Source organism: Parvibaculum sp., from assembly GCF_049672805.1.
Lineage (GTDB): Bacteria > Pseudomonadota > Alphaproteobacteria > Parvibaculales > Parvibaculaceae > Parvibaculum.
In genome coordinates this window covers 1-4,695 of record NZ_JBATWS010000442.1, presented here as the reverse complement: position 1 = coordinate 4,695, position 4,695 = coordinate 1, and the positions used below count along the sequence as shown (strand labels likewise).

Annotated in this window: 5 protein-coding genes; all 5 read right to left on the bottom strand. The window is 60.2% G+C overall.

The features are described 5' to 3' along the window. On the bottom strand, positions 1-326 hold a 326-nt coding region (locus WBF74_RS13795), incomplete at its 3' end, for a thiamine pyrophosphate-binding protein (RefSeq protein ID WP_424440896.1). A 58-nt stretch (positions 327-384) separates the two neighbouring features. Beyond that, the gene (locus WBF74_RS13790) at positions 385-1,026 is read right to left on the bottom strand and encodes a LysE family translocator (RefSeq protein ID WP_424440894.1); all 642 of its coding nucleotides are present in this window, start codon (positions 1,024-1,026) and stop codon (positions 385-387) included. A 19-nt stretch (positions 1,027-1,045) separates the two neighbouring features. Beyond that, positions 1,046-2,908 carry an AMP-binding protein gene (locus WBF74_RS13785; RefSeq protein WP_424440892.1) on the bottom strand — a complete coding sequence of 621 codons (1,863 nt, stop codon included), beginning with the start codon at positions 2,906-2,908 and terminating at the stop codon, positions 1,046-1,048. A gap of 10 nt (positions 2,909-2,918) precedes the next feature. Continuing rightward, on the bottom strand, positions 2,919-3,908 hold the full coding sequence (locus tag WBF74_RS13780) for an MDR family oxidoreductase (protein ID WP_424440890.1): 990 nt from the start codon (positions 3,906-3,908) through the stop codon (positions 2,919-2,921). A 190-nt stretch (positions 3,909-4,098) separates the two neighbouring features. Further along, positions 4,099-4,695: amidohydrolase family protein (locus tag WBF74_RS13775; RefSeq protein ID WP_424440888.1), on the bottom strand; the 597-nt coding region annotated here is incomplete at its 5' end.

The following is a 4,695-nucleotide window of genomic DNA, read 5'->3' as shown; positions in this document are numbered from 1 at the left end:
GCATCATATTGCGCATGATAGGTCGCGTGATCGCCGACGATGTTCACGATGGGCGTTTGCGCACGGCGCGCATTGTGAAGATTGGCGAGGCCGTTTGCGAGGCCCGGGCCGAGATGGAGCAGCGTCGCCGCAGGCTTTTCGGCCATGCGGCCATAACCATCCGCCATGCCTGTCACCGCGCCCTCAAAGAGGCCGAGAATGGCGCGCATGCCCTCCACCTTGTCGAGCGCGGCCACAAAATGCATTTCCGAGGTGCCGGGGTTTGAAAAGCAGACTTCCACGCCTGAATTGACCAGTGTGCGTACAAGGCTTTCTGCGCCATTCATGATCCGGAACCTCCATTGTTATCCGTTTCCGGCTTCTTTGCGTGCCGGTGCCGGAAGCTTAAAGCAAAAACAGACTGGCGACACGCGCGAGCACCACGCCGCCGAAAATGATGATGAGGATACCCGACACCTTGTTGACGATGCCAAGAAGCACATCATTCATCCGGTGACGAAAGAGGCTGACAAAGCCGGACAGACTCGCCCACCAGAGCGCCGACCCGGCCATGACGGCCAGCACCACCGTTGCCGCATGGCCGTAATCTTCGCCCGCACTCGCAAGCCCCGCCACTCCGCCGAAAATGGCGATGAAGCCGAGCATGGTTGCAGGGTTGGTGATGGTGAGTAAAAAGGTCGTTACAAAGACGGCCGCCAGGGCGCCCGAAATCCCTTCCTCCGCGTTCTGATCGAAACGGGGACGCACCATCAGCGTGCGGATGCCAAGGCCCAGAAGGAAAAGCCCGCCCACAATTTGCAGTCCGATTTCAAAGCGGATGACGAGTTCGATCGCGGCCGTCAGCCCGAATGCGGCAATAGCGGCGAAAATCGCATCTCCTGTCGCCGCGCCACCGCCCGTGAGGAATCCGTTCAGCCAGCCATAGCGGAGCGTGCGCCTGATGACGATCAGATTGACAGGACCGATGGGCGCTGCGACCGCAAGGCCGATCGCCACGCCATTTGCCACCAGTCCAAAATCAATCATGCAGGCGCTGCCCTTCTCGTCAGACGATCACGACATCGTTGCCGGGCGGATCAGCATAGAGTTTCTCAACCAGCGCCGCGCGCCGCGAAAGGGCGACCGCCTGATTGATATAGCCCTTGTCTGTCAGTTCGCCTGCATCAACGCTGGGCGGCTCTGCCATGAGCAGCGCGCGGACAATGCGCGTGCTCGATCCGGGGTTGCCCTTGTTGTGCCCGCGCAGCCCTTCCGCCAGCTGCTCCAGCACCGCCGGGTGCCGAATGAGATCTTCGATGGCGAGAGACTGATCGCCTGCAATGTTGCGACAGGCGGGAATGTTCGGGAAACCGAGCACGCCGATCCATGCGCGATCAAGCCCCGCAATAAGGGCATCAGACAGAATGCCGTTCGAGTTCGTCACGACATCGACACGCAGCTTGCCCGCGCTTACCCATGTGCCGGTGGAGAGCTTGAAGTCTTCCGCCACGCGACCGTCAAAGACCAGACCTTCTTCCGGCCGGTCGGGATCGACAAGGCGCGCGCCATCACCGAGGCGATAGAAACCTTCTTCGTCATAGGCTTCGGCTGTCTTTTCCGGGTTGCGGTGATAGCCGGGCGTGATGCAATCGCCGCGCACACGCACTTCAAGTTTTTCGCCGACGGGCGCGAGCTTCAGTTCAACTCCCGGCAGCGGCAGACCAAGAAGGCCCATGCGCTCTGTCGGCCAATGCACATTGCAGATGGTGGGCGCGGTTTCGGTTGCGCCGTAGCCCGATGAAAAGGCGATGCGCTCCCCGACAACGCGGATGGCGACCTTCTGGATGCGATCATAAAGCGACTGGCTGAGCGCGGCACCCCCATAGGCAAGCGAGCGCAGGCGGGAGAAGAAGTTCTTCGCAAGCGCCTCATCCGCCTCAAGTTCGTCAATCAGCATGGTGTAGGCCGCAGGCACATTCGAGTATGCCGTCGGTGCAATCTCGCGGAGGTTCTGCACCGTTTCAGCAAAGCCGCCCGGCACGGGGCGACCACCATCGATGTAAAGCGTGCCGCCCGAGACGAGCAGATTGTTCAGAATGGCATTGCCGCCGAAGCAATGGTTCCAGGGCAGCCAGTTCAGAAGAACCGGCGGCTCATCGCCCTCTTCTTCCACCATCACGCTGCGCGGCATCACCGAGTTCACGCACATCATGCGCTGTGTGGTGATGACGGCCTTCGGCATACCTGTGGAGCCGGAGGTGAAGAGATATTTCGCCACCATGTCATAGTTGAGGCGCGCATAGCTCTCTTCGACATCATTGCGCGGCGTCGTGCCAAGGAAATCGCTGAAGGGTGTGCCGAGTGAGCCGTCAACTGTGACAAGTTCAACGCCATCCAGCGAAAGCGCTTCGAGACCGCGCAGATAAGGCGCGGAATCCTGCATGAAAATCAGCTTCGGTTCGACGAGACCGAACACATAGCGGAGCTTTTCGAAATCCGAGCTCATCGTGCTGTAGGAAGGCGAGACAGGCGCAACCGGCACACCCGCAAGGATCGCCCCATAGATGAGAAGCGCATGTTCGATCGAATTGCCGGACAGGATCATCACCGGCGTTGACTGATTGAAGCCGCGATCGAGAAGCGCCTGCGCAATGGCATTCACCTTCGCATTGGCTTCGGCATAGGTCAGCAATTCCCATTCGCCGAAGCCAGTGGTGCCGGGGGCAACTGGCTTGCGCTTGCCAAGCCAGACACGATCGGGTGCTTCCACCGCCCATTTGCGGATCGGCTCAATCAGATTGACAGGCGGCGTGCGCAGCGAATGCGGATTGCGGAGCAGGATGGAGCCATCGGCACGGCGCTCCACCTCGATCCGGCGTTCAACATATTTCGGGTCGCGGAAAGGGGGCAAATTGAGGTCCAAGGTCACATTCCCCTTATCAGGCGTTTACATCGACAATGGCGCGGCCGCGCACATTTCCGGCGAGAATCTCGGTAGCGAACTTCGGCACATCATCAAGTTTTGCGCGGAAGCTAAGCGCTTCGAGCTTCTTCATGTCGAGATCGGTGGCAAGACGCTTCCACGCTTCCTCGCGCTTTTCCTTCGGCGCCATCACACTGTCGGTGCCCGCAAGCGTGATGCCGCGCAGGATGAAGGGCGCGACGGAAGCAGGTAGATCAAGCCCCTGCGCAAGGCCGCAGGCCGCAACCGTGCCGCCATATTTCGTCATAGAGAGAACATTAGCGAGGGTGTGGCTGCCCACCGCATCGACAGCCCCTGCCCAACGCTCCTTGCCGAGCGGCTTTGCGGGGTTTGACAGTTCGTTGCGGTCGATCACTTCATCCGCACCCAGAGTTTTTAGATAATCCGCTTCGGAAAGGCGGCCCGTCGAGGCGATGACGCGGTAGCCGAGCTTTGCAAGAAGCACGATGGCGACGGAGCCGACACCTCCGGCAGCGCCGGTGACGAGCACATCGGAGCCGGGCTTCACGTCATTCTTTTCAAGCGCGAGCACGCACAGCATGGAGGTGTAGCCCGCGGTGCCGATTGCCATGGCCTGCTCGTTCGAAATTGCGTCGGGGAGTTTCACCAGCCAGTCGCCTTTCACGCGCGCCTTTTGCGCATAGCCACCATGATGGCCTTCGCCGACGCCCCAGCCATTCAGCACCACACGGTCTCCGGGTTTGAAATCAGGGTGATCGGATGTCTCGACCTTACCGGAGAAATCGATACCGGGGATAAGTGGCCAATGGCGGATGATTGGTGCGGCACCTGTGAGGGCGAGACCGTCTTTGTAATTTACCGTGGAATATTCGACGGCGACGGTGACATCGCCTTCCATCAGGTCGGCTTCCGTGAGATTGACGAACTCGACCTGCGGGGCCTTTTCGCCTTTCGATACGCGGATCGCGCGGAATGTCCCTGTCATATCCCCTCCCTCACCTGTGCCTGTTGTCTTGATGGCTTTTTATGAATGGCTTTGGGCGACAAACGAACCCAAATCCGGCATCGGGTCAAGCGACGTGCGGCGCCGCTGCCGGAGTGCTCTCCCCTCTGGCCCGCCGTCAATTCTAATCCATTGTTTTCATTTGTGAATTGAGAGAGCGGGAGCGCCCGCGTCAGCGATGCGGGAGATTTTCGACAAAGAGGATCGGCTCGCCTGTCGCTTCGGCGCTGAGTTCGTCTTCCCACATGGCGCGGTGGCCGCGTACCACTGTGCCGACAGGCCAGCCCTTCACCTTCATGCCGTTATAGGGCGTCCAGCCGCATTTCGAGGCGATCCACTTGTCTTCGATGACGCGCTCGGCATTCATATCGACAATGGTGAGGTCGGCATCATAGCCGACCGCGATGCGGCCCTTGCGCGCCATGCCGAACACACGCTGCGGCCCCGCTGAGGTGAGGTCCACGAAACGCTGAAGCGTGAGGCGGCCTGCATTCACATGATTGAGCATGACGGGCACCAGTGTCTGCACACCGGGCATGCCGGAAGGGGATTTCGGATAGGGCTGTGCCTTCTCTTCTATCGTATGCGGCGCATGATCGGAGCCAAGCACATCGACCACACCTGCGGCGATCCCCTCCCACAGCCCCGCGCGATGCTCGTGGCCGCGAATGGGCGGGTTCATCTGCGCATAGGTGCCGAGTTCCTCATAACATTCGGGCGCGGCGAGCGTGAGGTGCTGCGGCGTTACTTCAACCGTCGCTATGTCCTT